Source organism: Pseudomonas citrullilanati (genome assembly GCF_030580855.1).
GTDB lineage: Bacteria > Pseudomonadota > Gammaproteobacteria > Pseudomonadales > Pseudomonadaceae > Aquipseudomonas > Aquipseudomonas citrulli.
In genome coordinates this window covers 20,163-44,727 of sequence record NZ_JAUQOP010000003.1, presented here as the reverse complement: position 1 = coordinate 44,727, position 24,565 = coordinate 20,163, and the positions used below count along the sequence as shown (strand labels likewise).

Sequence of the window (24,565 nt, the reverse complement as noted above, 5' to 3'; positions counted from 1 at the left end):
ACGGTGGGAGCGAGCCTGCTCGCGATAGCGCCAGGTCAGCCAGCATCGATGTCCGCTGATACACCGCCATCGCGAGCCTGCTCGCCCCCACAGGGGATTTTCTTTCAGCCTTGCTTGGACCCTGCGCCAATCTGCCAGACATACGGCGGCTCGGTCCCGTTGATTTCCCAGTCTCCGATGATGCGTTCCTTGTAGATCAGCGGGTTGTGCGAAGCGGCGGTGCGGGCGTTGCGCCAGTGGCGGTCGAGGGCCTTGGTGGTGCTGGTGGCCGAAGCACCGAGGGCGTTGAACAGGTCGCTGGTGGCGCGCAGCACCAGGTTGGCGATGACCACCTGGGCCTGGGCCGATTCAAGTTCGGCGGCGATGTTGGCGGTGTGCTCGGTCTCGGCGTTCTGGCTGAAACGGCTCTCGTAGGCCCGCTGTGCGGCGCTCGCCGCGCGCAGGGCAGTGGCTTCGGCGGCGTAGACCTGGGCCGATGCCTTGCCGATCACTTGTTGCACCTGGACGTCCTGGCTCACTGCGCTGGCGTTGCCGGTGCTGAAGATCCGCGTGCGGGCGCGTACGTTTTTGGTGAAGTCGCGGACGGCGGCGCGTCCGGCACCGGCCTGCACGGCCAGCAGGACCAATTGGTAGAACGCGGTCTGGTACTTGAAGCGGGTGGAGAAGTCGATGAGGTGCTCATCCTCGACCCAGGCCTGCTCGAACACCGTGGTGCCACTGCCGGTGGTGCGCTGGCCGAAGCCGTCCCAGTCATCGCTCAGCTTGACGCCCGGTTGGTGGACGTGGACGGCGGCGATCACATCAGCGCCGTTGTCGTCGCGCCGGGCGTACACGTCGATCCAGTCGGCGAAAATGCTGCCGGTGCTGTAGTACTTGGTGCCGTTGACCTGCCAACGATCGCCCTGGCGGGACACCCGGGTGCCGACCTCGCCGATCTTTACCGCGCCGATTTCAGTCCAGGCGTTGCCCACCAGATCGCCGTCGACGAAGCGCTTGAACCAGGTGTCCTGGGGCTGGCTCGCATGGGCGTTGAGACGGTCCTCGACAAAGGCGAAGTGTCCGCGCAAGGCCTGGGGCAGGTTGGAGTCGGCTTCGGCCAGTTCGATCAGCAGCTGCAACAGCTGTGGCAGCGAAGCCCCGGCGCCGCCGTATTCGACCGGTACGCGCACCGCGCCGAAGCCGGCCTGCTTCAACCATTTCACCTGGTCGAACGGCAGGCTGCGGGTTTGCTCACGTTCCAGCGCGCCGGCCTGGATGCGCGCGAAGATCGGCCGGAATCGCTCGGCCAGGGCTTCATAGTCGGTGCCGATGGAGAGGGTGGGCGGCAGGTGTCGTTGCTGTGCAGTCATGGCGGTGTTCCTGATGATGGCGAGTAGGCGGATGCCGGCCTGCGTGGCGAGAGCGGAGGCCGCCTCACTGACAGGTCGTCGGTGCCGATGCCCGTTGCACAGTCCATGCCCGCCGGCCGACCTCCCGTAAATGCGCGGCCCCCGCGATGGCGACGAGCGAGCGGGCTGTCCTGCCGCAGGCAATCTGTTGCGCCACTGTGCGTGGAGCAACACCCCGCGCCCAGGCTCGCCCCGCAGCGGGTGTTCGCCGGGCAACAGCGGATCAACAGCTTGTCTGCCGGGCGACAGCGCAGTGATTCACTAAAATGTGATAACTAGCTGAATATAAAGGGAATTTCAGAATGGCACGGTTGCTGCTCCAGTCCTTGGGCAGACGCTGAAGGGGCGTCTACCGGCAAGGAACAACGAATGAGCAAGCGATTCAACGTAGTGGCGGTGTCCGGCAGCGTGCAGCAACCTTCGCGCACCCTGGCATTGCTCAAGGCGCTGGTGGAACGACTGGGGCAACAGTTGCCGATCGAGGTGCGCCTGATCGAGTTGGCCAAGGTCGGTCCGCAGTTCGCCGGGGTGCTGCAACGCGAGGCCTTGCCTGCCGCCGTGCAGGCCGACTTGCAGGCCATCGAGAGCGCCGATCTGCTGATCGCCGCCACACCCGTCTACCGGGCTTCCTACACCGGGTTGTTCAAGCACCTGTTCGATTTCGTGCACCACGAAGCCTTGAAGGACGTGCCGGTGTTGCTGGCCGCCACGGGCGGCTCGGAGCGCCATGCCTTGGTCATCGATCACCAGTTGCGACCGCTGTTCGGATTCTTCCAGGCCTTGACCCTGCCGGTAGGGGTCTATGCCACCGAAACGGACTTCAGCCATTACCGGATTTCCAGCGCGCAGGTGCTCGAACGCATCGAGCGTGCTGCCGAGGCGGCGTCCCTCAGCCTCGCCGTGAACCTGCGACGCAACGCCAGCGCCGCCTGACAACCGCTTTCTTCCTATGAGCCGTGGAGTACATGCAATGAGCCAGGACACAATCAAATTCGCCTACTGGGTGCCCAACGTCAGCGGTGGGCTGGTGGTCAGCAAGATCGAACAACGCACCGATTGGGGCATCGACTACAACCGCAAGCTGGCCCAGATCGCTGAAGAGGCGGGCTTCGACTACGCGCTGTCCCAGGTCCGCTTTACCGCTGGCTACGGCGCCGAGTACCAGCACGAGTCCGTGGCGTTCAGCCATGCCCTGCTGGCGGCCACCTCCCGCCTGAAAGTCATCGCGGCGGTGTTGCCGGGGCCGTGGACGCCTTCGGTGCTGGCCAAGCAGATCGCGACCATCGACCACCTGACCGGCGGCCGCGTGGCGATCAACGTGGTGTCGGGCTGGTTCAAGGGGGAGTTCACGGCCATCGGCGAGCCGTGGCTGGAGCATGACGAGCGCTACCGCCGTTCCGAGGAATTCATCACCGCCCTCAAGGGCATCTGGACCACCGACAACTTCACCTTTCGCGGCGATTTCTACCGCTTCCACGACTACACCCTCAAGCCGAAACCGTTGCAACAGCATCCGGAAATCTTCCAGGGCGGCAGCTCCCGCGCGGCGCGAGACATGGCGGCGCGGGTGTCCGACTGGTACTTCACCAATGGCAACACCGTGGAAGGCGTCAAGGCCCAGATCGATGACCTGCGGGCGAAAGCCGCCGCCAACCACCACAAGGTCAAGGTCGGGGTGAATGCCTTCGTCATTGCCCGTGACACCGAGGAGGAGGCGCGGGCAGTCCTTGCGCAAATCATCGAGCAGGCCGACCCGGAGGCGGTGCATGCCTTTGGCGACGCGGCGAAGCAGGCCGGCAAGTCGAGCCCCGAAGGCGAGGGCAACTGGGCCAAGTCCAGTTTCGAGGACCTGGTGCAGTACAACGATGGCTTCAAGACCAACCTGATCGGCACGCCACAGCAGATCGCCGAACGCATCGTCGCGCTCAAGGCCGTGGGGGTCGACCTGGTGCTCGCCGGCTTCCTGCACTTCCAGGAAGAAGTCGAGTATTTCGGTCGAAAGGTCCTGCCGCTGGTGCGTGAGCTGGAGCAGCGCAAGGCCGCGACCCGAACAGCGGCGGTGGCGTAGGCACGGAGGCGAACATGGGGAGGCTCACCGATACGCGGGACGATCCGCCGTCCAGCCTGCACCAGTGGTTGCAGTGGCAGGCGCGGCAGCATGGCACGGACGTCGCCCTGCGTCATGCGCACTACGGCTATGTGCTGGAAAGCGGCCGCGTGGTCAGCGAAGGCAGCGCCCTGCAACTGGCGGCCCGCGGCGATCTCCAGGATTTCTACCTGGGGACGAAGGCCGGTGGAGTGGGGCGCCAGGGCGTGGCTGCCGGTGCGGTTTCAGGTTGACAGGTTGATCACCTGGCCATCTCGGGTGTCGAGGGGTGAGCGGCGCTTGTTGACCACCAGTTCGCCGATCCTGATCAGCAGGCTGCGCGTGACGTTGCGGCTCAGGCCCAGCAACTGGGCGGTGTGGACCTGGTTGCAGTTGGCGTACCGATAGGCGACGCGCAGCAGTTCGGCCTCGACCTTTTCGTGCAGGTTGCCCTGTTCCTGTTCGAGCAGTTTTTCCAGGGCCTTTTGCAGCAGCGTGTCGGGGTCTTGCGCAAGGCTCGCCTGGGCGGCGTCCTGGCGGTCGATGCGCAGGTTCGACAGGTGCAGGTCGTGCACGCCGATCACCCGGTGACGGCAGATCAGCAGGGTGTGATGGATGACGTTTTCCAGCTCGCGGATATTGCCCGGCCAGGAATAGTCCAGCAGCTTGCGCTGTGCCTGGGCGTCCAGGGTCACCTCACTGAGACCGAGTTTGCGGCTGTAATCGGCGATGAAGTGGCGGATCAGCGGCAGGATATCGCCGGGCCGTTCGCGCAGCGGCTTGAGCACCAGGGTGACAACGTTCAGGCGATAGTAGAGGTCCTCGCGGAAGTGCCCGGCGTTGATGGCTTTTTCCAGCTGCACGTTGGTGGCGGCGAGGACCCGTACATTGATCCTGATGCTCTTGCGCGAGCCCAGGCGCACCACCTCACGCTCTTGCAGCACGCGCAGCAACTTGACCTGGATGGGCAGCGGCAGGTCGCCGATTTCATCGAGGAACAGCGTGCCGCCATCGGCTTCCTCGAACCAGCCGGCCTTGGCCGCCAGCGCCCCGGTGAAGGCGCCTTTCTCGTGCCCGAACAATTCGGCTTCCACCAGGCTTTCGGAAAAGGCCCCGCAGTTGACCGCAATGAACGGCTTGTCCCGGCGGGCGCTGAGGTTGTGCACGTGGCGGGCCACCAATTCCTTGCCGGTGCCGGTCTGGCCAATGATCAACACGCTGGCGTCGCTGGGGGCAACCTGTTCCAAATGAGCCAGCAAGGCGCGGGAGCTGGGGTCTTCGAAGACCTGGGCGGTGGCGCGGATCGACGTGGCCAGGTTGGGGGAGGGAGGAAGCGTGAGGAGTTGCATGGCGATGGCACCCATTGCTGAGATTGAGGTCGGGTGAGGACCAACACTCCTTGATGGCAGCACCCCGCGAGCCATTCGGCTTAAGATTTAATCTAAATGATCTAAGAAATAGTTAATAAATAACTTTTAGTTATTTGCTTAAGGCGTTGGCAAGGCCTGCCCGATGGCGAAATCAGGCACTGGGGCGGCGTGCTCAGGTAATTTTCCCCGTCGGCAGGGCAGGTAACGTGACGCGTCATTCCATCGCCGTTAACCGATGAACCAGGGAGGACCCGTACAAACCCGCTCCAAAAGGACAGTCACCGCGCTGATCCCTGCATACGCCTCAATGCCGATAAAAGAGAACAAGAAAATGACCAGCCCCAGCTTCAAGGATTCGAACGGCCATCTGGCACAGGGCTTCAAGCCTCGTCACGTCACCATGCTGTCCATCGCCGGGATCATCGGCGCGGGCCTGTTCGTCGGCTCGGGGCACGCCATCGCCGCCGCCGGCCCGGCCGTCTTGCTGGCGTACCTGTTTTCCGGCCTGTTGGTCGTGCTTGTCATGCGGATGCTGGGTGAAATGGCGGTGGCCAACCCGGACACCGGGTCCTTTTCCACCTACGCCGACCAGGCCATCGGCCGCTGGGCGGGCTTCACCATTGGCTGGCTCTACTGGTGGTTCTGGGTGCTGGTGATCCCGATCGAGGCCTTGGCCGCCGGCCATGTCCTGAACCAATGGTTTCCGGCCGTCGACGCCTGGGTGTTCGCCTCGGCGTCCATTGTGCTGTTGGCCGTGACCAACCTGTTCAGCGTGGCCAAGTACGGGGAGTTCGAGTTCTGGTTCGCGATGGCCAAGGTGGTGGCGATCATCGGCTTCATTTCCCTGGGCGCTGCCGTGTTGATGGGCTGGATCCCCGAGCGGCAAGCCAGCGGCCTGAGCCGCTTGATGGAAGAGCACGGCGGGTTCGCACCCAACGGCCTGTCGGCAGTGGTCGGCGCGTTCATCACCATCATGTTCAGCTTCATCGGCACGGAAGCGGTGACCATCGCGGCGGCCGAGTCCAACGATCCGGCCCAGAACATCGCCAAGGCGACCCGTTCGGTGATCTGGCGAATCGGGGTGTTCTACCTGTTGTCGATCTTCGTGGTGATTTCAGTGGTGCCCTGGAACGATCCGCTCCTGGCGTCCGTGGGGTCCTACCAGCGTGCCCTGGAGCTGATGAACATTCCCCACGCCAAACTGCTGGTGGACGCAGTGGTGCTGATCGCCGTCGCCAGCTGCATGAACTCCTCGATCTACATCGCCTCGCGCATGCTGTACTCCCTGGGGCGCCGCGGGGATGCACCGAAGGCGCTGAAGGCGACCTCCGCAGCGGGTGTCCCGAGGTCGGCGGTGATCGCCAGCACTGTGCTGGGGGCCGGGGTGACGTTATTCAGCTACTTCATGCCGGCGGGGTTGTTTCAGTTCCTGCTCGCCAGTTCCGGGGCCATCGCGTTGCTGGTGTACCTGGTGATCGCCATTTCCCAGCTGCGCATGCGCAGGATGCTGCGCCGGCAGAACGTCGAGCTGGCCTTTCGGATGTGGTTGTTCCCGTGGCTGACCTGGCTGGTGATCGTGTTCATCTCGGCGGCGCTGGCGGTGATGATGGTGACGCCCGAGCACCGCAGCGAGGTGAGCACCACCCTGGGCCTGGCGCTGGTTATTTCCCTCATCGGCCTGGTATCATCGCGCCAGCAGACGCACCCCCAACGAGCCGCTTCCCTGGGATAGTCGGGCGGCATCGCTACCTGTTGGCGCCATGTTGCTGGCGCCAACAAAGCCACGCCCCAGGCCTGTCCGGGGCCCAAGAGCCGCGTCTCCCCACGCGGCGCTTCCGCTTGTCACCCACCGTAAAAACCTGGCTGGTCGAACCGGCACTAACCGGTGGCGGCGTGGTCAGTTATTGGCGCCTGTAGCGACGAGGATCGTCACTGATAGCGGTAAATCAGGCTACCTAAGTGTTTTCTCCAATGCCTTCGGGCAGAAAGCGCGCGATGGATTGCGTCTTGGACCGACTCTTTCTTTTGCGGGCGACATTCTATGGGTTTACTTCTCGATCCGCGTCATGACATTGATGCCGCTTTATTGAGCTATCGCCGGGTGTTCTGGTCACTGGCGCTGTTCAGTGGCGTGATCAACCTGCTGGTGCTGGTGCCGTCGCTGTACATGATGCAGGTGTACGACCGGGTGCTCACCAGTCGCAACGAAACCACGCTGTTCATGCTCACCTTGATCGCCCTGGGCCTGTTCATGTTCAGTGCACTGATCGAGTGGGTGCGCGGCGAGGTGATGATCCGCATGAGCGCCGGGCTCGACGAAGCCCTCGGCGAGCGGATTTTCGACGCAGCGTTCGCCCGCAGCCTGCGCGAGCACAACGCCAACCCGGCCCAGGTGCTCACCGACCTCGCCACGCTGCGGCAGTTGATCACCGGCCAGGGCTTGATCGCGCTGCTCGATGCGCCATGGTTGCCGATCTTCCTGTTGGTGGCGTTCATCTTTCATCCCTGGTTCGGCGTGTTGACCCTGGTCCTGGCCCTGGTGCTGGTGGGCCTGGCGCTGTGGGGCGAACTGGCCACGCGCACGCGCCTGGGGGAGGCCAATCGCTTGGCCGTGCAGTCGGCGGTCTACGTCAACAGTACTTTGCACAACGCCGAGGTCATCCAGGCCCTGGGCATGCTCGGGCCGCTGCGCCAACGCTGGAGCCTGTTGCAGCAGCGCATCATTGCCGCCCAGGCCCACGCCAGCGATCGCGGCGCGCGCATCACCTCGGCGACACGGTTCGTGCGCATTTCCGGCCAGTCGCTGTCACTGGGGCTGGGCGCGCTGCTGGTGCTGGAAGGGCAGCTGTCGGCGGGCATGATGATCGCCATGTCACTGTTATTGGGACGCGCCCTGGCACCGGTGGAAATCGCCATCGGTTCGTGGAAGCAGTTCAACGCCGGGCGCCAGAGTTACCAGCGCTTGAGCCAACTGTTGGCCCAGCACCCCCGCGAGCGCCTGCGCATGCCGTTGCCGCCTCCCACGGGCGCGGTGCGCCTGGAACAACTGTATGTCGGCCCGCCGGGCGCCACGCAGCCGATCCTGCGGGGCATTCAATTCAGCCTGGCCAAGGGTGATGTATTGGCCGTTGTCGGCCCCAGTGCCAGCGGCAAATCGACCCTGGCCAGGGCGCTGGTAGGCGTCTGGCCGGCCCTGGGCGGCTCGGTGCGCCTGGACGACGCCGAGATCAGCCAGTGGACCCACGACGCCTTGGGCCCCCACCTTGGCTACCTGCCCCAGGACATCGAACTGTTCGACGGCAGCGTGGCCGACAACATTGCCCGCTTTGGGGAACAAGATGCAGACCAGATCATCGCCGCCGGGCGCCTGGCCGGCATCCACGAGATGATCCTGCGGTTTCCCAAGGGCTACGACACGCCGCTGGGCCCCGGTGGGCTGGGCTTGTCCGGCGGGCAGAAGCAACGTCTCGGCCTGGCGCGGGCGCTGTATGGGCGACCGTCGCTGATCGTGCTCGATGAACCCAACTCCAACCTCGATGAAGCCGGCGAGCTGGCGCTGGTGCAGGCCATCAACGCGCTCAAGGCGGCGGGTAGCACCGTGGTGCTGATCACTCATCGGCCCAACGTGCTGGCGGTGGTCGATCACATCCTGGTGCTCAAGGACGGCACGCAACAGGCATTCGGCCCACGGGACCGGGTCCTCAAGGCATTAATGCCGGGGCCGCGTCCGGCCGCGGTCAGGGAGGCGGGCAAAGATGCGTGATCTGACGCCGGGAGCGCCCACCTACAGCGAGCACGGCTTGAGTGTTCGCAACAGTTCGACATTGCCCACGGCCAGCACCGACGCCCGCGGGGCGGCGCGCTATGGCGTCGGTTTCCTGGTGTTGGCGCTGGGCGGCTTCCTGCTCTGGGCCTGCCTGGCGCCACTCGACCAGGGCGTGGTGGGCAGCGGCACCGTGGTGGTGGCGGGGGAGCGCAAGGCGGTGCAGTCGCTGGTCGGCGGGGTGGTGGAAAAACTGCTGGTCAGCGATGGCGATCGTGTCACCCAGGGCCAGTTGCTGGTCCAGCTCAACACCGTGCAGGCGCAGTCGCAGCTGGACGTGACCCTGGGCAAGTTGCTCAACGACCGCAGCATCGAGGCCCGGCTGATTGCCGAGCGCCTGGGCAATGCCGAGATCCAATGGCCGCAGGAGCTGCTGGCGCGTGCCGACGAGCCACGGGTCAAGGCGGCCATGGCGTTGCAGAGCCAGCTGTTTTTGACCCGGCGCGCCGAACTGGGCAGTCGCTTGCAAATCATCGAGCACGAAGCCGCCGCGTTGCAGCAGCAGTTGCTCGGCTACGAAGGCGTGAAGCGCAACTACGATGCGCAGATGCGCTTCCAGCAGCAGGAGCTCGAAGGGCTGCGCGACCTGGCGCGGGAGGGCTACGTGCCGCGCAACAAACTTTTCGAGGCCGAGCGCAACGCCGCGCAATTGGCCGGGCAGATCGCCTCGGGCGTCGGCGATGTGGGCCGGACGCGCCAGGCCATCAACGAAAGCCGGCTCAAGGCCTTGCAAGCGCAGCAGGAGTTTCGCCGCGACGCCGAGACCCAGCTCAGTGAAGTCTCGGCCGAAGCGGCCGGTTATGCCGATCAGATTCGCGCCTTGCAGTTCGAGGTCGACAACGGCGCGATCCGTGCGCCGGTGTCCGGGCAAGTCATGGACGTGAGCATCCACACCGTCGGCGGCGTGGCGCAGGCCGGGCAGACGCTGATGCAAGTGGTGCCGCTGGACGCGCCCATGGCGATCACGGCGCGCTTCGAGCCGTTGATGGCGAACAAGCTGCGCCCCGGGCTGCCGGTGCACGTGCATTTCACCGCGCTGCAACGGGTGGACACGCCAACAGTCACCGGGACGGTGACGACAGTTTCGGCGGATCAGTTGATCAACGAGCAGACCCACCAGCCGTACTTCTCCGCCAAGGTCGAGATTCCCGCCGAGACCGTCGTGGCGTTGCAGAACGCCGGGTTGCTGGTCCGCCCGGGCATGCTCGCCGACGTAACGGTGGTGACCGGCGAACGCACGTTGATGAACTACCTGATGAAACCTTTGCGCGAACGCTTGCTGGCGGCCTTCAAGGAGGAATGAGCATGACCGACCGTAACCGCTGCGGCGCCCGGATACTGCTGAGCCTGTGCACCAGCTGGGTGGCGATCGGCCCGGCCTGGGCGGCTGAAGGTGGGCTGAGCCTGACCGCTGCCTACGACGCCTCGCGGCTCAACGATCCGACCGTGCAATCGGCCGCCCATGCCTTCGATGCCTCCAGGCAGGAAGAAGCGATCGGCCGGGGAGGCCTCTATCCCCAGGTGTCGTTGACTTCGCGTTATGGCTACGGCGGGCGCACCGACGGCGGGGACGACAACACCTACGTCAACAGCAACGACTACCAGGCCAACAATGTCACCCTGGCAGCGCAGCAGCCGCTCTATGACAAAGGCCGCTGGGCGGCGTACCAGGAGGGCAAGGCGCGGGGGCAACTGGGCGTGCAGGTGTTCGACGTTGCCGGCCAGACGTTGTACGACCGGGTCGCCAAGGGCTATTTCGACGTGGCCCGGGCCGAAAACGAAATCAAGTTGATCGCCCAGCAGAAGGCGGCCATCAACGGCCTGGTGACCCAGAGCAAGAAACTCTATCAGGGCGGGCAGGGCGCAATCACCGACATCGATGAGGCCCAGGCGCGGCTCGACCTGGTCGATGCCCAGGAAGCCGAGGCCCAGGCGCGCCGGGTGGCGGCGTTGCGCGCGCTGTCCGGCCGGGCCAGTGTGCCGATCGATGATATCCAGCCGATGCGCGAAGAACTGGCCACCGCCAACCCGATTCCACCGGAGCAGGACTTGCCCTACTGGACGGCAATCGCCCGTGACGCCAGCCCCGAACTGGCCGCGCGGCTGGCGGCGGTCAAGGTCGCCGAAGCCCAGGCCGACAGCCAGCGCGCCGGGCATTATCCGACCTTGTCCCTGACCACCCAGCTGACCCGCCGGGAAACCCGCCAATACCAGGAACTCGACCCACGCCAGGACACCTATTACGTCGGCGTGCAACTGGATATCCCGCTGTACCGCGGCGGCGCGGTGCGCGCGTCGGTGGCGAAGGCCGAGGCGCAACTGGCCGGCGCCCAGTCCGACTACGACGTGCAGCGCCAGCAACTGGCCGAGGACATCGAGACCGATTACCTGGGCGTCGTGGCCGGGTTCGCCAAGAGCAAGGCGATGCAGCGGGCGGTGGAGTCCAACCAGCGTGCGCTGACCTCGACGGAGAAGGGCTTCCAGGGTGGCGTGCGCTCGACCGTGGACATTCTCGACGCCCAGCAACGGGTGTTCCAGGCTCGTCGAGATTTGCTCAACACCAAGCTCGACATGCTGCAGAGCTACGTGAGCCTGCACACCCACACCGGCCAGATGAACCGGGCCGTGCTGGAACAGGTGCAGAATCTGTTTTGAGTGGCAGGCGCCCCGGTTTCATGAGCGACTGGGGCTTCATGGGCGCCGCCCATCCCTTGTGGGAGCGAGCCTGCTCGCGAAAGCGGTGTGTCAGTGACGATAGGGGTGACTGACCCGGCGCCTTCGCGAGCAAGCCCGCTCCCACAGTCCTGAGGCGTGTGGGAACACAGTGTTCACAACCCCCAAGCCCGCGGCCGTGCCTCAATGGCTGGAAGGCAGGAACTCGAACAGAGTCTTGCAGACCCCGGCGATGTGTTCGTCCAGCAGTTTCACCGCCCGTTCGACATCGCCGGCACGGCAGGCGTCGAGGATTTCCCGGTGTTCGTGGTCGGCGCGTTCCTTGCCGGCCGACAGGCTCATCTGCATGCGCAGGTAACGCTCCAGTTTGTCGTGGACCGAGCGAATCAGCCCCACCAGGAACGGCCGCTGGGCCGGTTCGTAGAGGCAGGCATGCAACTGCCAGTTCAGCTCGGCCCAGCGGCCCACATCGTCCTCGCCGATGAACTCGCGGCAGATGCCTTCGGCGCGGGCGAAGGTGGCTTCGGTCATGTTGGGGATCGCCAGGCGCAGCACCTTGTCCTCCAGCAGCATGCGCACCTCGAACATCTGCGCCAGCTCCGCCTCGGAAATCCGGGTGACCATCGCCCCGCGATTGCGCTGGAACATCACCAGGCCCTCGGCCTCCAGGCGCTTGAGGGCTTCGCGCACGGGAATCTTGCTGACGTTGAATTGCCGGGCGATGTCGTCTTGGCGAATCGGCTCATCCTCGGCGAAATGCCCGGCGACGATGGCATCGCGCAGGTGGCGGGTGATGATTTCCGAAGTGCTGGGCGTATTGCCCAGGTCGGGCAGGTTGAACTTGGATAAGGTCACGGCGGCGGGTCGGCTTGGTTGAGTTGGGAATATGGTATACGACTTTTCCGAGACCGGGTGCCGGACCTGACGTCAGCCGCACAAGCCTGAGTGCGAACGATGACCCACCCGGTGGCCAGCGCGCCCAGCGTCAAGGCCAGCCCGAACAGGACCAGCGCCACATTGGCGCCGAACGCGTCGGCCACCACGCCGGTGACCACCACCGGAAGGCTGAACCCGATATAGGCGAACAGGAAGAACCCGGCGCTGCCCCGTGCCTTTTCCAGGCCGGCCATGGCCGTGATCGCCGATAACCCGCCCAGGTACAAGAACCCATAGCACGCACTGCTGGCCCCCAGCGCGCCCAACAGCACGGCGAGCAGCGAGCCGCTGCTGGCCCCCCACGCCAGCAGCGCGTAGCTCAAGGGCAGCACCAGCAAGCCGACGCCGGTGGCCCGGGCCGGTTGCAGGCGCCGGGCCCAGGGTTGGAAAAGCAGCCCGCAACTGATCACCGTGAAAGTCGAGAGGCCCGACCATTGCTGCAAGGCATGGGCGGCCAGCACCGACGGCAATATCGCGATGACCAGGCCCGAGGTGGCCCAGGCCAGCAGCATGGAAAAGCTGTAGGGCAGGCTGCCCGTGGGGAACAAGGGCAGGCGCAGCAGAGGCGCATGGCGGTTGCGGGGCGCGGGGTCCGGCAGCCGGGCGACGACGAGTATCGCCAGGGCGGCCAGGGCCAGTTGCAGCCAGAAACTGCCGGGCACCACGCTGTGCTGGACGATCAGGAAGAGGCTGGTCAATGCCGCGCCGAGGCCGAACCCCAGCGACGTGCTGGCGGTGACCCGGTTGGCTGCGGCGCGGGTGTCGCCGCCCGCCATCAGTTCACTCATGTAGGCCGTGGCGGTCGCCGAGGCCAGCCCGGTGCCCACGCCCATCATCAGCCGCGCCAGGCCCAGCGCGATCAGGTTTGGCCAGATCGAGGTGACCATCGTCGCCAGCATCGACAGGCCCAGCGCCAGCAGGATCAACGGTTTGCGTCCGACGCGATCGGCGATCCCACCGAAGGCCAGCAGCACCGGCAGCACCCCCAGCACGTAACAGGAAAAGGCCACCGCCGTGGCGCCGGCCCCGTCACCGGAAGCCCGTGCATAAGCGGTGTACAACGGTGCCTGCAGATTGACGGCCAGGGTGATCAGGCACAGGCCGAAAGCCAGGCCCCAGGTGTGTCGTGACTGTGGGTTCAAGGGTAGTCCTCGGAAAGTTGTAGCGTTCCGAGGACTATCACTGCCGGGGGCCACGGCAACAAGGAACAGCCCTGGGTGTTTTGTGTTTAACTGTTCGCCAAAAACCAGCGAACACTTCGCAGCGACATTCAAAGGCGCGCCCATGGACCTGAATATCGATCGCAACGCCGCCGAGCCCATGGTCCGGCAACTGGTGGCCCAGTTGATGGCTTGGCTGAAGCGCCAGGGCATCCGTCCCGGCGCCCGGATGCCCTCCATCCGCCAACTGGCCGAGGAGAACGGCGTGAGCCGGGCCTGCGTGATCAAGGCCTACGACCAACTGGTCGCCAGCGGGGTGTTGGAATCCCGGCATGGGTCGGGGTTTTTCGTCGCGCCACAGGTGTCCCGCGCCAAGGCGCCCGAGGCTGGCGAAGAGGAGGGCGCGTGGGCATTGTTCGAGCCTGAGTCGGCGCGGCTCAAACTCGGTTGCGGCTGGCTCCCTGACGCCTGGCGGGACGACACCGACCTGGGCCAGGCGATCCGCCAGGTGGTGCGCAGCGACAACCATGCCTTGTTCAACTACAGCACGCCGCTGGGCTCGGTTGACTTGCGCCAGCACATCCAAAAACGCCTGGACCTGATCGACATACACGTCGACCTGCCGCAGATCCTCACGACCCAGGGGGCCAGCCACGGCCTTGACCTGCTGGTGCGCACGCTGCTCAAACCCGGCGACCTGGTGCTGGTGGAAAGCCCAGGCTACTACAACCTGTTCAATCTGCTGAGGTTGCACGGGGTCCGCACCCTGGCGGTGGCGCGCGGCACCCAGGGCCCGGATATCGAGCACCTGGAGCGCTTGCTGGCCCAGCACAAACCGACCTGTTTCTTCCTCAACAGCATGTACCAGAACCCCACCGGCACCAGCCTGGCGCCCAGCGTGGCGTATCGCTTGCTGCAACTGGCGACCCTGCATGATTTCCAACTGGTCGAGGACGACATCTACGCCGACTTCCAGAACGGCGTGACGTCACGGCTGGCGACCCTGGATGGGCTGGACCGGGTGATCTACCTCGCCAGCTTCTCCAAGACCTTGTCCAGCTCGCTGCGCGTCGGGTATGTGGTGGCCAAGCCCGAGATCATCCAACGCTTGGCCGAGGTCAAGATGGTCACCGGCATCGGTTGCTCGCTGCTGGCCGAGAACGTCGTGGCGGCATTGCTCGCCAACGGTGCCTATCGCAAGTTGATCCAGCGCCTGCGCCAGCGGCTGAACAAGCAGATGGCGAGCACGCTGCGCCAACTCGACCAGGCGCATTGGGAGGTCTTCGCCGAACCCACCGGTGGCGTGTTCGTGTGGGCGCGGCCGCGGCACCTGGACAGCGCCCGGGTGCAGCAGATCGCTCGCCAGGCGCAGGTCCAGCTGTCCCCGGGTTCCAGTTTCATGCCGGCGGGCGAAGCGAGCGACTGGCTGCGCTTGAACGTGGCCTTTGCCCAGGACGTTCGGGCGCAGCGGTTTTTTCAACAAATCGAGAAAGCGTCCCTCGGCGCTGGTTGAGCGCAGGGATCGATGACAGGGTGCTAATGGGAATTCATATCAAACAGGAATGAGTTGCTGTATCTTTCGCGACACATTCTGGCCAGCCTCTCGGGGGCTGGCGTTTTTCCCTTAGGATTGTGCATCGATGCGTCGGATTCTCGTTTCACTGTGTGTGCTGCAGGCTTATTCCGTCTCCACCTGGGCGCAGGAGCCCAACGTCGCTCCGGCGTCCATGGAATTGCAAGCCACGGACATCGTCGGCAGCGCCGAGTATGAAAACCCCCAGGGCCCGGTCAAGGGTTACCACGCCACCCGTTCGGCGAGCGCCACCCGCACCGACACCGCGATCCATGAAACCCCGCAATCGATCTCCGTGGTGTCCCGCGAGGCCGTCGAAGACCTGGGTGCCACGCGCCTGCAGGATGCCCTCGATTACGCCGGCGGCGTAGGCCGGGCCAACAACTTCGGCGGCCAGGGCCTGACCACGTTCACCGTGCGCGGCTTCACCACGGGGGAGTTCTATCGCAATGGCTTCCCGATCAACCGTGGCTACCCGAACATGCCCGACGCCAACACCATCGAGCGCCTGGAAGTGCTGCGCGGCCCGGCGACCATGCTGTATGGCCGTGGCGACCCCGGCGGCACGTTCAACGTGGTGTCCAAGCAACCGCTGGCCGAGCGCACGGTGACCCTCGGCAGCCAGCTCAACGACCAGGGGATGCGTCGCGGCACGCTGGATGCGTCCGGTCCACTGGATGAAGACGGCACGCTGGCCTATCGCTTGAACGTGATCGGCGAGGGCGGCGACACCTTCCGCGACCACGTCGAGACCGAACGCTACGGCATCGCCCCGGTGGTGACCTGGCAGCTCAACGACACCACGCGCCTGACGTTCGAAGGCGACTTCATGCGAAACAACCATCCGCTGGACCGTGGCGTGACCCACTATCCCGGCCAGCGTGGCACGGCCTCCCGGGAGACCTTCTTCGGCGAGAAGGACGCCGGCAAGTTGCACAATGACAACACCATGCTGCAGGTGCGTTTCGAGCACATGCTCAACGACGACTGGACCCTGGCCGGCGGCACCCAGTGGCTCGACGGCACGTTGCAGGGCAATGCCATCGAAGGCAACGGCATTGCCGCCGATGGCCGCACCCTGGGACGCAACTTCAACTACCGCAAGCTGGAATGGACCGACCGCGACACGCAACTCAACCTCACCGGGCATTTCTCCACCGGTGGGTTCGAGCACACCTTGTTGACCGGCATCGAATACGAAGACTACGACTACCAGTCCATCATCCAGCGCTCCGCTGCCGGGACCTCGGCCTATCCGATCGATATCTTCGACCCGGTCTACGGCCAGCCCCGTCCGGCACTGACCCGCACCCCAACCGACGATCAGGAAAACCTCAAGACCCTGGGCCTGTTCGTCCAGGACCAGGTGGCACTGACCGAACGCTTGAAAGTGCTGGCGGGGGCGCGCTTCGAGCGCTTCGAGCATGAGTATGAGACGTTCGTGCCCAATGGCCGGAACTGGAGCAAAGACGACAGCGCCGTCACCCCACGCCTGGGCGTGATCTACGACCTGACCGACACGGTGGCGGTCTACGCCAACACGGCCCGCTCGTTCAAGCCCAACACCGGTGCCAGCCGCGGCGGACAAGGCAACGGCTTCAAGCCCGAGCAAGGCAAGTCCTATGAGGTGGGTATCAAATGGGAGGCGCTGGACCGCCAGCTGAGTGTCGATGCCGCGCTCTACCAGATCGAAAAACGCAATGTGCTCACCACCGACCCCGTGGATTCCACGTTCAGCGTGGCCGCCGGCGAAGTGCGCAGCCGTGGTTTCGACCTGAACGTGGCCGGCAACCTGACACCGCAATGGCGAATGATCGGCGGCTATGCCTACGTGGATGCCGAGGTGACCAAGGACATCAGCATCCCCACCGGGACTCGCCTGCTCAACGTGCCCAGGAACACCTTCAGCCTGTTGAACGTCTATGAATTCCAGGACGGCGGCCTCAAGGGCCTTGGGTTGGGCGCCGGTGCCCGGTACGTTGACGAGCGGGCCGGGCAGACGGCGGCCAATGCCTTCTCCATGGACAGCTACACGGTGGTGGACCTGCTGGGCTACTACAAGGTCAACGAGCGGGTGCGCTTGAACCTGGACGTGAAGAACCTGTTCGACGCCGATTATGAAGAAGGCGCGTTTGGCAACGTCTACGCCTACCCGGGGGCACCGCGCACCGTGCAGGTTGGTATCGCCTACACGCTGTGACCTTGGGGTGGTGGCTGTTCAAGGTCACTGGTGGGAGCAGGGCGGCCCCGTCCTACCACTTGCCCGTACTCATGCCCCCGTCCACCGGCAATACCGCGCCGGTGGTGAAATCGGCACCGGCCAGATACAGCACCGCCTCGGCGATTTCCGCGACCGTGCCCACGCGTCCGGCCGGGGCCAGGTTGTCGAGGAATGCGCGCTGCGCCGGGTCGTGCATCGGCGTGTCGATGATGCCGGGCGCGACGGCGTTGACCTTGATGTTATGGGGCGAGAGTTCCAGGGCCAGGGCGCGGGTCATCTGGTTGACGCCGCCCTTGATCAGCACCGGCAGTGCGGCCGGCACCTGGATATTCGGTTGCAGGGCCACCGCGGCGGAAATGTTGATGATAAAGCCCTGGCGCCGACGGATCATGTGCGCGGCCGCTGCTTGGCTGGCATAGACCAGGCCCTTGAGGTTGGTGTCCAGCAAGGCTTCCAGGTCCTGGGGGCTGTACTCGATGAACGGCTTGGGCAGGAAGAAACCGGCATTGTTCACCAGCCCGTCCACAGCGCCGAAAGCCTCGATCGCCCTGGCGATGACGCGGCTGGAAGTGGCCGGGTCGGCAATGTCACCGGCCACGCCGAGGAACCGATGGGCCTGGCTTGACTGGCCCGCGGCATCGTCCAGGCCGGACTGCGAGCGGGCATTGCCCACCACGTTATAGCCCCGATCCAGGAAGGCCTTGACCAGGCCCAGGCCGATGCCGCTGGATGCGCCGGTGACGATGACGGTTTTGCTGATGCTCATGATGTTGACTCCTGATCACATGGATGGAACCGCTGCGCCGATAAGGGCGGCGGTGGTGGTGATCAGGGTATTGATGCGGTCGGGATTGATAAATCGGTCTACTGGTACTTGAGTTGATACCTCATGTAATCAATCCCGCTCACTCCACCACTCCTGTGGGAGCGGGCCTGCCCGCGAGGGCGTCGGCACAGGCGACATCGATGTAAGCTGACCCACCGCTATCGCGAGCAAGCTCGCTCCCACAGTGGTTCCCGGTTGCTAAAAAAACTGCGGCCCACCACCAATCCCTGTGGGAGCGGGCTTGCCCGCGAAGGCTTAGGCACAGGCAACATCACTGCAAGCTGACCCACCGCTATCGCGAGCAGGCTCGCTCCCACACGGGATTTCGGTTGCTCACAAACGTGCGGCCCACCACCAATCCCCTGTGGGAGCGGGCCTGCCCGCGAAGGCGGCGGCACAGGCGACATCGAGGCAAGCTGACCCACCGCTATCGCGAGCAAGCTCGCTCCCACAGTGGTTCCCGGTTGCTAAAAAAACTGCGGCCCACCACCAATCCCCTGTGGGAGCGGGCTTGCCCGCGAAGGCGTCGGCACAGGCAACATTACTGCAAGCTGACCCACCGCTATCGCGAGCAAGCTCGCTCCCACACGGGATTTCGGTTGCTCACAAACCTGCGGCCCAGCACAAATCCCCCGTGGGAGCGGGCCTGCCCGCGAAAGCGTCGGCACAGGCAACATCGATGCAAACCGACCCACCGCCATCGCGAGCAGGCCTGTTCCCAAAATGGGATTGGCGCACAACCGCCAGCGCCAGGTCACTCACTCCTTCGGCAGACTTCGAAACGCCGTTGTCGTCATGCCCGCATACCCCCAGTTATCCGTATCGACTTCCTCGATCACGATATGGGTCAAATGAGGATCCTTGCCCAGCACACGTTGGAGCGTCTCGGTGATTTCGGCGATCACCTGGGCTTTCTGCTCGCGGGTGACGCCGTCACGGGTAATTCGCACATTGACAAAGGGCATGTCGCACTCCTGCTCATGAACACGGGCGCAGGACCATTCCCACGCCACCGGGCCACTGTATTTATACGCGCCAGCCTGATAAACAGGCAGCTGGAATCTTCAGTTGATACGCGGTGTAACGAATCATGAAGCGGCATTTCGAAGACCTGCAGTTGGGCAGCATCGAACTGTTTTGCCTGGCGGCCGAGGCGGGCAGCTTCACCGCGGCGGCGCAGGTGGCGGGGGTCACCCCGGCGGCGGTGAGCCGTTCGATCTTTCGCCTGGAAGAGCGCCTGGGCTCGCGCCTGTTCGTGCGCACCACCCGCAGCATCCGCTTGACCGAGGCCGGCAGGACCTATTTCGAACAATGCCGGCAGGCGCTGACGCAACTGGTGGAGGCGCAACAGGAAATGATGGGCGCGCAAGCGGTGCCCTCCGGCCCCCTGCGCATCAGCCTGCCCACCACCTACGGGCATCACCGGATCCTGCCGCTGCTGCCGGCGTTCCGGGCGCTGTACCCGCAAGTGAGCGTGGACGTGCACCTGAGCAATCGCAACATCGACTTCGTGGCCGAGGGCTACGACCTGGCGATCCGTGTACGGGCCCAGCCGGATTCGTCGATGATCGCCCGGTTGCTGGAGGATGCGAGGCTGGTGGTGGTCGCGTCCCCGGACTACCTGCGTCGGGCCGGCACGCCACGGACCCTCGAAGACCTGGACGCGCACGAGTGCATCCAGTTCGAACTGCCCAGCAACGGCCGACGGATCTCATGGTTGTTCCGGGTAGAGGGCCAGGAGCGGGAGGTGTTTGGCCAGGGCAACTACACCTGTTCGGATGATGTGCTGGGCGGCGTGACGCTGGCCAGGCACGGCGCCGGGTTGTTCCAGACCTATCGCTTCATCGTCGAACAGGAACTGGCGGACGGCCGCCTGGTGGAAGTGCTGCAGCCGTTCGCGGGGCGCTCACGGCCTTTTACGTTGCTCTATCCCCATGGTCGATACATGCCCCAGCGCGTGCGCGCCTTCGTCGATTTCCTGCTGCAATACCGGGACCAGTGGGGCAAGACCTGACGGTTGCGGTGGGAGCGAGCCTGCTCGCTAAGCGTGGCCTCGGCGAAAGTGCCTTGTCTGACACACCGCCTTCGCGAGCAGGCGTGCTCCCACGGGTGGGCTACCTCCCGTCGAAGATCAGAACTTGAACGCCTGCCGACCGATCAGCAGCCACTTGCCGTTCTTCTGTTTCTGCCAGATCTGGAAGTTCTCGATTTCGGTCGGCACGATGTCACTGCCCTTGATCGCCTGGGCCGAGAAATGATTGCGCACCAGGGCGGTGTCACCCGAGAGGGTGATTTTCTGGTTCTTCATTTCCAGGGTCTTGAACGCGCTCTTGCCGGTCTCGATGTCGGCGATGAAGGCCTGCTTGTCCTGGATGTTCCCGCTGGAATGCCCGTAGGTGAGGTTGTCGGCAGCCAGGGCCTGGAGCTGGGGAATGTCCTTGTGCAGCATGGCCTGGGTCAGGTGGTCGACGGCCTGGGCCACATCCTGCTCGGCCGACGCGGCGGCGGTCGTCGCATAGCCGCCGAACAGGCACAGGAAGCTGATGACCAATGTCGCTTTCTTCATGGGGTGGTTTCCTTGTTGTTGTAGGTATGAGGAGCGGTACGAGCAACGCGGGTTGTGCTCGTCGGTCATCGTACAACTACTTCGATCATCGGGAAAGCCAAAGGGCAGGGCGATGGCGAAATGAGTGAATCGTTCGCCGGGGGCCTGCTTGCCTTGCACGTTCAACCGCCGTCCCGGACCGCCCCGCGAATCCCCTCCAGCAACATGGTGAAGGCCGGGTTATCGTTGTCTTCGCGCCAGATCAGGTGCAGCTCGCTTTGCACCCCCTCGCCCAGGTCGATCTCGCGGAATACCACCTGCTTGAACACCACGCTGGTGGCGCAGCGGGGCACCAGGGCCAGGCCCATGCCGGCGTTGACCAGCGCCAGGATGGTCAGCGATGAGCCGAGCCATTGCACGTATTGCGGCGCGACCCGGGCCGAGCGAAGGGTGCCGGTGAGCAGTTCGTTGAAGGGCGGGTAGGCGGAGTGCGAGTACATCAGGAACGGTTGCGCATCGAGGTCCTGCGCGCTCACGGCCTCGGCCTGGGCCAGCGGGTGCCCGACCGGGATCGCCAGCACGAAGGGTTCGCGCACCAGGCACTCGGTGGCGTAGCCGGTTTCCAGCAGCGGCGAGCGAACGATGCCCAGGTCGATGCGCCGGGCGCGCAACGCCTCGTGCTGTTGGTAGGTGTTCATTTCCGACAGGACGATTTTCACCTGGGGCTGGTTCAGCCGCGCTTCGGCGATGACCTTGGGCAGGAATTCATACACCGCGCTGCCGACGAAGCTGATGGTGACCGAGCCGATGTCGCCCTGGGCGAAGCGCCGGGCGGCCACGGCGGCTTGCTGGGCCTGCTCCAGCAGGTTCTGGGCTTCGAGGAAAAACGCCCGGCCGGCGGCGGTCAGCGCCACGCTGCGGGTGCTGCGGGTGAACAGCTCGACCCCCAGGTGATGCTCCAGCAACTGGATCTGCCGGCTCAGCGGTGGCTGGGTCATGTTCAGGCGTTCGGCGGCTCGACGAAAGTTGAGTTCGGTCGCCACGGTGGTGAAGCAGCGCAGTTGGGCCAGTTCAAACATTGATTCAATCCGGGTATCAATCAAGTGCCAAGTTAGATTAGACGGGAACAATCCGCCGCGTCCATCATCGTGCCGTTCCCCACAAAAACAATGATCGGGAGGCACCCTTGAACAACGTAACGGACTCCACGCCTGCGAGCACCCTGGCGCTCGCGGCGGCCAAGGTCAAACGTCACGTACTGCCGCTGGTGGTGGTGATGTTCATCGTCAACTACATCGACCGGGTCAACATCGGCTTCGTGCGCAGTCACCTGGAGACTGACCTGGGCATCGGCGCCGCGGCCTACGGGCTCGGTGCCGGGCTGTTCTTCGTCGGCTACGCGCTGTTCGAAGTGCCCTCCAACATGCTGCTGCAACGCTACGGCGCACGGGCCTGGCTGACCCGCATCATGTTCACCTGGGGCGCGGCGGCGATGGCGATGGCCTTCGTGCGCGGCGAAACCAGTTTCTATGTGCTGCGCTTCATCCTCGGCGCGGCGGAGGCGGGTTTCTTTCCCGGCATCATCTACTACTTCACCCAGTGGCTGCCGGCCAACGAACGCGGCAAGGCGATGGCGATCTTCCTCAGTGGTTCGGCCATCGCCTCGGTGATTTCCGGCCCGGTGTCAGGCGCGCTGTTGCATGTCAGTGGGATGGGCCTGCACGGCTGGCAGTGGATGTTCCTGATCGAAGGCTTCGCCTCCATCGTGTTGTGCGGGGTTGTCTGGTTCTGGCTGCAGTCGCACCCCAGCCAGGCCAAATGGCTGACCGCGCAAGAGAAGACCGTGCTGATCGCCGCCATTGCCGAGGAACAACGGATCCGGGAAGCCGCGCAGGTGATCAAGCCATCGGTGTTCAAGTTGCTGGCCGATCGGCAGATCCTGCTGTTCTGCTTCATCTATTTTTCCATCGCCCTGACGATCTACGGCGCGACGTTCTGGTTGCCGAGCATGATCAAGAAAATGGGCAGCCTGGGGGATTTCCAGGTCGGCCTGCTCAACTCCATCCCGTGGATCATCTCCATCGTGGCGATGTACGGCTTCGCCGCCCTGGCCGGACGCTGGAAGTTCCAGCAGGCCTGGGTCGCGGTCACCCTGGTGATCGCCGCGTTCGGCATGTTCATGTCCACCACCGGCGGGCCGGTCTTCGCCTTCGTGGCGATCTGTTTCGCGGCGATCGGTTTCAAGGCCGCCTCGGCGCTGTTCTGGCCGATTCCCCAGGGCTACCTGGACGCTCGCATCGCAGCGGCGGTGATCGCCTTGATCAACTCCATCGGTAACCTCGGCGGCTTCGTCGCGCCAACGGCCTTCGGTTTCCTGGAGCAGACCACCGGCTCCATCGAAGGCGGCCTGTACGGCCTGGCGATCACCTCGCTGATTGCCGCCGTGGTGATTTTCTTCGCCCGCACCTCGCCAGGGCGTGGCACCCCCAATTCATTGTCCGGCCGGCCCGAACCCCTTGCCGATGCCGATCAGCCGGAACAACGCCAAGCCTTGAACCCAGGTCCATCGGGAGCCGCTGCATGAAGATCAAACGCGTCACCGTCACCCCCATCGCCTTTCGCGATCCGCCCTTGCTCAACGCCAGCGGCATCCATGAGCCGTACGCGCTGCGCTCGATCATCGAGATCGAGAGCGACAACGGTTACATCGGCCTGGGCGAGAGCTACGGCGATGCGCCGGCCCTGGCGATCCAGCTGCAGCTCCAGGAGCAGTTGATCGGCCTGGACCCGTTCAACCTCAATCGCTTGCGGGCGATTGTCCAGGCGACCGTCGCCGCGCAGCGGCCGGCCAGTGTCGCCGGGGCCGAACTGGCGCCGGGCTCCCATGCGAGCAAGGCCGTGAGCAACGCCTACTCGGCGTTCGAAGTGGCCTGCCTGGACCTCCAGGCCCATTACCTGAACGTGCCGCTGGTGGATCTTCTCGGCGGCGCGATCCGCGACGAAGTCCCGTTCAGTGCGTACCTGTTTTTCAAGTACGCCGAGCACATCGATTCGCCGTATCCGCCAGACAACTGGGGCGAGGCCTTGAATGAGCAGCAGATCGTCGCCCAGGCCCGGCGCATGATCCAGGCGTATGGCTTCAAGAGCATCAAGCTCAAGGCCGGCGCCCTGGAGCCCGAGCACGAAGTGGCCTGCATCAAGGCGTTGAAACAGGCGTTTCCCGGCTACCCGCTGCGCATCGACCCGAACGCCAACTGGTCGCTGGAGACGTCCATCCGCATGGCCGAGCTGCTCGGCGATGACCTGCAGTACTACGAGGACCCCACCCCGGGGCTGGAGGGCATGTCCGAACTGCACAAGCGCACCGGCCTGCCGCTGGCGACCAACATGGTGGTCACCGATTTCGACGAGTTCCGCCGCAGCGTGGCGCTGGACAGCGTGCAGATTGTCCTCGCGGACCACCATTACTGGGGCGGCCTGCGGGACACCCAGGCCCTGGCGAAAATGTGCAGCACCTTCGGCCTGGGCGTGTCGATGCATTCCAACTCGCACCTGGGCATCAGCCTCATGGCCATGACCCATGTGGCGGCAGCGGTGCCGAACCTGGACTACGCCTGTGACACGCACTACCCATGGCAGGAGCCGGACGAAGAAGTGATCAAGGGCGGCAAGCTGCCGATCGTCGACGGCTGCGTGAAGGTCACCCGGGCACCGGGCCTCGGGCTGGAACTGGACCGCGATCAACTGGGCAAGCTGCATGACCAGTTTCTCGGCTGCGGCATCCGCCAGCGCGATGACGTGCGGCAGATGCAGCGCTACAAGCCAGACTGGAAAACCATCAAGCCGAGGTTCTGAGGATGAGAGGCCACCTGTGGCTAGAGGGCTATCTGTGGGAGCAAGGCTCGCCCGCGATAGTCACGCCGCGGTCGAACAACTGAACCGCGTTATCGTTCATCGCGGGCAA

General features: G+C 64.6%; 20 protein-coding genes. 12 read left to right on the top strand and 8 right to left on the bottom strand.

The window, feature by feature from the left end; all coding sequences use genetic code 11:
* Positions 1–104: 104 nt before the first annotated feature.
* A complete protein-coding gene (locus Q6A48_RS03230; RefSeq protein WP_304551942.1) occupies positions 105–1,349 on the bottom strand; it encodes an acyl-CoA dehydrogenase family protein in 1,245 nt (414 codons plus the stop codon).
* 408 nt (positions 1,350–1,757) lie between these two features.
* On the opposite strand from Q6A48_RS03230, the gene msuE reads away from it, so the two are divergent.
* The 3 genes from msuE to Q6A48_RS03215 are packed head-to-tail and all read left to right on the top strand — an operon-like array spanning position 1,758 to position 3,728.
* Entirely contained in the window at positions 1,758–2,321 is a 564-nt protein-coding gene (gene msuE, locus Q6A48_RS03225) for an FMN reductase (RefSeq protein ID WP_304551940.1), read from the top strand.
* A 37-nt stretch (positions 2,322–2,358) separates the two neighbouring features.
* Positions 2,359–3,456, top strand: coding sequence for a dimethylsulfone monooxygenase SfnG (gene sfnG / locus Q6A48_RS03220; protein WP_304551938.1), 1,098 nt, complete (start codon positions 2,359–2,361; stop codon positions 3,454–3,456).
* 14 nt (positions 3,457–3,470) lie between these two features.
* Positions 3,471–3,728, top strand: coding sequence for a hypothetical protein (locus tag Q6A48_RS03215; protein WP_304552336.1), 258 nt, complete (start codon positions 3,471–3,473; stop codon positions 3,726–3,728).
* Here the strand turns inward: Q6A48_RS03215 and Q6A48_RS03210 are convergent.
* Complete coding sequence (locus Q6A48_RS03210) at positions 3,720–4,823, bottom strand: sigma-54 interaction domain-containing protein (protein WP_304551937.1); 1,104 nt, start codon at positions 4,821–4,823, stop codon at positions 3,720–3,722. The two genes, Q6A48_RS03215 and Q6A48_RS03210, sit on opposite strands and share 9 nt — an antisense overlap.
* A 352-nt stretch (positions 4,824–5,175) precedes the next feature.
* On the opposite strand from Q6A48_RS03210, the gene gabP reads away from it, so the two are divergent.
* From gabP to Q6A48_RS03190, 4 genes are all read left to right on the top strand, one after another.
* Positions 5,176–6,576 carry a GABA permease gene (gene gabP, locus Q6A48_RS03205; RefSeq protein ID WP_304551935.1) on the top strand — a complete coding sequence of 467 codons (1,401 nt, stop codon included), beginning with the start codon at positions 5,176–5,178 and terminating at the stop codon, positions 6,574–6,576.
* Between the two features lie 309 nt (positions 6,577–6,885).
* The gene (locus Q6A48_RS03200; protein WP_304551934.1) at positions 6,886–8,607 is read left to right on the top strand and encodes a type I secretion system permease/ATPase; all 1,722 of its coding nucleotides are present in this window, start codon (positions 6,886–6,888) and stop codon (positions 8,605–8,607) included.
* On the top strand, positions 8,600–9,970 hold the full coding sequence (locus tag Q6A48_RS03195) for an HlyD family type I secretion periplasmic adaptor subunit (RefSeq protein ID WP_304551932.1): 1,371 nt from the start codon (positions 8,600–8,602) through the stop codon (positions 9,968–9,970). The genes Q6A48_RS03200 and Q6A48_RS03195 overlap by 8 nt, the downstream gene beginning before the upstream one ends.
* 2 nt (positions 9,971–9,972) lie before the next feature.
* Entirely contained in the window at positions 9,973–11,322 is a 1,350-nt protein-coding gene (locus tag Q6A48_RS03190; protein WP_304551930.1) for a TolC family outer membrane protein, read from the top strand.
* A 201-nt stretch (positions 11,323–11,523) separates the two neighbouring features.
* On the opposite strand, the gene Q6A48_RS03185 is transcribed toward Q6A48_RS03190, so the two are convergent.
* Together Q6A48_RS03185 and Q6A48_RS03180 are read right to left on the bottom strand one after the other, a co-directional pair.
* Positions 11,524–12,195: a GntR family transcriptional regulator gene (locus tag Q6A48_RS03185; protein WP_304551928.1), complete on the bottom strand. Its 672-nt coding sequence runs from the start codon at positions 12,193–12,195 to the stop codon at positions 11,524–11,526.
* Positions 12,192–13,418, bottom strand: coding sequence for an MFS transporter (locus Q6A48_RS03180; protein ID WP_304551926.1), 1,227 nt, complete (start codon positions 13,416–13,418; stop codon positions 12,192–12,194). The genes Q6A48_RS03185 and Q6A48_RS03180 overlap by 4 nt, the downstream gene beginning before the upstream one ends.
* A 142-nt stretch (positions 13,419–13,560) precedes the next feature.
* Here Q6A48_RS03180 and Q6A48_RS03175 point away from each other — a divergent pair, with 142 nt between their 5' ends.
* A complete protein-coding gene (locus tag Q6A48_RS03175; RefSeq protein WP_304551924.1) occupies positions 13,561–14,949 on the top strand; it encodes an aminotransferase-like domain-containing protein in 1,389 nt (462 codons plus the stop codon).
* A 127-nt stretch (positions 14,950–15,076) separates the two neighbouring features.
* The gene (locus Q6A48_RS03170) at positions 15,077–17,209 is read left to right on the top strand and encodes a TonB-dependent siderophore receptor (protein WP_304551923.1); all 2,133 of its coding nucleotides are present in this window, start codon (positions 15,077–15,079) and stop codon (positions 17,207–17,209) included.
* 52 nt (positions 17,210–17,261) lie between these two features.
* Here Q6A48_RS03170 and Q6A48_RS03165 read toward each other — a convergent pair whose 3' ends face one another.
* The gene (locus Q6A48_RS03165) at positions 17,262–17,996 is read right to left on the bottom strand and encodes an SDR family NAD(P)-dependent oxidoreductase (protein WP_304551922.1); all 735 of its coding nucleotides are present in this window, start codon (positions 17,994–17,996) and stop codon (positions 17,262–17,264) included.
* An 818-nt stretch (positions 17,997–18,814) separates the two neighbouring features.
* Positions 18,815–19,021 carry a tautomerase family protein gene (locus Q6A48_RS03160; RefSeq protein WP_304551921.1) on the bottom strand — a complete coding sequence of 69 codons (207 nt, stop codon included), beginning with the start codon at positions 19,019–19,021 and terminating at the stop codon, positions 18,815–18,817.
* A gap of 125 nt (positions 19,022–19,146) precedes the next feature.
* On the opposite strand from Q6A48_RS03160, the gene Q6A48_RS03155 reads away from it, so the two are divergent.
* Entirely contained in the window at positions 19,147–20,070 is a 924-nt protein-coding gene (locus Q6A48_RS03155; RefSeq protein WP_304551919.1) for a LysR family transcriptional regulator, read from the top strand.
* 117 nt (positions 20,071–20,187) lie between these two features.
* On the opposite strand, the gene Q6A48_RS03150 is transcribed toward Q6A48_RS03155, so the two are convergent.
* Together Q6A48_RS03150 and Q6A48_RS03145 are read right to left on the bottom strand one after the other, a co-directional pair.
* Positions 20,188–20,622, bottom strand: coding sequence for a nuclear transport factor 2 family protein (locus Q6A48_RS03150; protein ID WP_304551917.1), 435 nt, complete (start codon positions 20,620–20,622; stop codon positions 20,188–20,190).
* 161 nt (positions 20,623–20,783) lie between these two features.
* Complete coding sequence (locus Q6A48_RS03145; protein WP_304551915.1) at positions 20,784–21,680, bottom strand: LysR family transcriptional regulator; 897 nt, start codon at positions 21,678–21,680, stop codon at positions 20,784–20,786.
* Between the two features lie 197 nt (positions 21,681–21,877).
* Here Q6A48_RS03145 and Q6A48_RS03140 point away from each other — a divergent pair, with 197 nt between their 5' ends.
* Both Q6A48_RS03140 and Q6A48_RS03135 read left to right on the top strand, forming a co-directional pair.
* Positions 21,878–23,185: an MFS transporter gene (locus Q6A48_RS03140; RefSeq protein WP_304552316.1), complete on the top strand. Its 1,308-nt coding sequence runs from the start codon at positions 21,878–21,880 to the stop codon at positions 23,183–23,185.
* Positions 23,182–24,456 carry a glucarate dehydratase family protein gene (locus tag Q6A48_RS03135; RefSeq protein ID WP_304551914.1) on the top strand — a complete coding sequence of 425 codons (1,275 nt, stop codon included), beginning with the start codon at positions 23,182–23,184 and terminating at the stop codon, positions 24,454–24,456. The genes Q6A48_RS03140 and Q6A48_RS03135 overlap by 4 nt, the downstream gene beginning before the upstream one ends.
* The last annotated feature ends 109 nt before the right edge of the window (positions 24,457–24,565 follow it).

Bases quoted from the DNA above. Each gene is read 5' to 3' on its own strand.
- Q6A48_RS03135 (WP_304551914.1), top strand. From the start codon at position 23,182: ATGAAGATCAAACGCGTCACCGTCACCCCCATCGCCTTTCGCGATCCG.
- sfnG (WP_304551938.1), top strand. From the start codon at position 2,359: ATGAGCCAGGACACAATCAAATTCGCCTACTGGGTGCCCAACGTCAGC.
- Q6A48_RS03215 (WP_304552336.1), top strand. From the start codon at position 3,471: ATGGGGAGGCTCACCGATACGCGGGACGATCCGCCGTCCAGCCTGCAC.
- Q6A48_RS03140 (WP_304552316.1), top strand. From the start codon at position 21,878: ATGTTCATCGTCAACTACATCGACCGGGTCAACATCGGCTTCGTGCGC.
- gabP (WP_304551935.1), top strand. From the start codon at position 5,176: ATGACCAGCCCCAGCTTCAAGGATTCGAACGGCCATCTGGCACAGGGC.
- Q6A48_RS03165 (WP_304551922.1), bottom strand. From the start codon at position 17,996: ATGAGCATCAGCAAAACCGTCATCGTCACCGGCGCATCCAGCGGCATC.
- Q6A48_RS03210 (WP_304551937.1), bottom strand. From the start codon at position 4,823: ATGCAACTCCTCACGCTTCCTCCCTCCCCCAACCTGGCCACGTCGATC.
- Q6A48_RS03145 (WP_304551915.1), bottom strand. From the start codon at position 21,680: ATGTTTGAACTGGCCCAACTGCGCTGCTTCACCACCGTGGCGACCGAA.
- msuE (WP_304551940.1), top strand. From the start codon at position 1,758: ATGAGCAAGCGATTCAACGTAGTGGCGGTGTCCGGCAGCGTGCAGCAA.
- Q6A48_RS03195 (WP_304551932.1), top strand. From the start codon at position 8,600: ATGCGTGATCTGACGCCGGGAGCGCCCACCTACAGCGAGCACGGCTTG.
- Q6A48_RS03170 (WP_304551923.1), top strand. From the start codon at position 15,077: ATGCGTCGGATTCTCGTTTCACTGTGTGTGCTGCAGGCTTATTCCGTC.
- Q6A48_RS03155 (WP_304551919.1), top strand. From the start codon at position 19,147: ATGAAGCGGCATTTCGAAGACCTGCAGTTGGGCAGCATCGAACTGTTT.
- Q6A48_RS03175 (WP_304551924.1), top strand. From the start codon at position 13,561: ATGGACCTGAATATCGATCGCAACGCCGCCGAGCCCATGGTCCGGCAA.
- Q6A48_RS03160 (WP_304551921.1), bottom strand. From the start codon at position 19,021: ATGCCCTTTGTCAATGTGCGAATTACCCGTGACGGCGTCACCCGCGAG.
- Q6A48_RS03150 (WP_304551917.1), bottom strand. From the start codon at position 20,622: ATGAAGAAAGCGACATTGGTCATCAGCTTCCTGTGCCTGTTCGGCGGC.
- Q6A48_RS03190 (WP_304551930.1), top strand. From the start codon at position 9,973: ATGACCGACCGTAACCGCTGCGGCGCCCGGATACTGCTGAGCCTGTGC.
- Q6A48_RS03230 (WP_304551942.1), bottom strand. From the start codon at position 1,349: ATGACTGCACAGCAACGACACCTGCCGCCCACCCTCTCCATCGGCACC.
- Q6A48_RS03200 (WP_304551934.1), top strand. From the start codon at position 6,886: ATGGGTTTACTTCTCGATCCGCGTCATGACATTGATGCCGCTTTATTG.